This window comes from Micromonospora sp. HM5-17, assembly GCF_003762835.1.
Taxonomy (GTDB): Bacteria; Actinomycetota; Actinomycetes; order Mycobacteriales; family Micromonosporaceae; genus Plantactinospora.
This window is the reverse complement of the sequence record NZ_RJWA01000038.1, coordinates 1-1,128: the sequence shown is the minus strand read 5'-3', so window position 1 is coordinate 1,128 and position 1,128 is coordinate 1. Positions and strand designations below refer to the sequence as shown.

2 protein-coding genes are annotated in these 1,128 nt (G+C 63.4%); both read right to left on the bottom strand.

Features of this window, described 5'->3' with window-relative positions:
- Window positions 1-403 precede the first annotated feature (403 nt).
- Window positions 404-637, bottom strand: coding sequence for a winged helix-turn-helix domain-containing protein (locus tag EF879_RS26840; RefSeq protein ID WP_123563380.1), 234 nt, complete (start codon window positions 635-637; stop codon window positions 404-406).
- A 134-nt stretch (window positions 638-771) separates the two neighbouring features.
- A complete protein-coding gene (locus tag EF879_RS26835; RefSeq protein WP_123563378.1) occupies window positions 772-990 on the bottom strand; it encodes a winged helix-turn-helix domain-containing protein in 219 nt (72 codons plus the stop codon).
- Between the last annotated feature and the right edge of the window lie 138 nt (window positions 991-1,128).

Below are 1,128 nucleotides of genomic sequence, written 5' to 3'. Positions count from 1 at the left end.
GCCCGGCCGGGCGAACACGTTGGACGCCAACAGGGGAGAGCCGTCGAACAGCAGCGGCCGGGCACGACCGTCGGGGTCGGCGAGAACCGCGACCGTGCTGGAGGTGCCGAAGTCGATCGCGAGGCGGTGTCCAGGCATCCCCACGAGGGCTCACCCTAGATGATCGAAATTGCCCGGTCGCGAGCGCCGATGGTGGGAACGCCCCACCGGACGGGGCGATGGTCAGCGCAGCCGTTTCCCGTCGGTTACATTGAGCTACCTGTTACTAGCTGACAATGTCGATTCGGCGCTGTTTCGGCCCCGTTTGGCCCGGCTCATTCCGGCTCGACTGTGGGCTCGGCACACTCCGCCGTCGATGTGATGGTGGTGAGTGTTCTCTGTGCTAGCGGCTTCCTGACCCCTGTTACTTGTTGGCCTTGCCTTCAGCGACGAATACGCCCTTGCCCTGCTTGCCGTATACCAACTCGCGGTCATGTAGGAGTCCGAACGCACGGTTAACGGTCGCAGTTGAGACGTGGTACTGCTCGGCTAACTCGGCGGTGGATGGCAGCTTGTCGTGCGCCTTCAGCTCCCCGGACCGGATGCGCGCCGTGACCTCATCGGCGATACGTCGGTACTCGGCCTGTTCGTAGGGCACACATCGATAGTAGTGATCAAGGAGCTCACTCACCACGGCGCGGCGACTCATAGCTTGCCCCCAGGGCCCGGGTCACCGCGTCGCCCGGCGCGCTTGTTGATCTGTTTGCCTCGCGCGGAGAGGCCGCTTGGCGGCTACTTTCGCTCGGCCACGAAGACACCAACTCCCTCAAGGGTCTCGGTCAGCCCGGTAGCCCGAAGGAGCATCATGGCCTTGCCGACCACGGTGTCCGACACGCCGTAGTCCTTGCACAGCTGAGACCGGCTTGGCAGCTTCGTGCCTGGCGGCCATTCTCCTGACTCAATCTTTTTGCGTAGCTCGTCTGCGAGCGCCTGGTACTGCTGCTTGGGCATACACACTCCCCGGATGGCATGCCCATTTGATCACGGTTCCACCTCCGACTGCAAGCGGTCGTACGTCGAGTCTTGACCTACAATCGCCACCGATTGTAGGTTCGTGGCGGCACCCCCGGATGGCACCTGGGGTGTTCA

What these genes read in the sequence shown, in the direction of transcription:
- EF879_RS26835 (WP_123563378.1), bottom strand. Translation starts at nt 990, where the DNA reads ATGCCCAAGCAGCAGTACCAGGCGCTCGCAGACGAGCTACGCAAAAAG.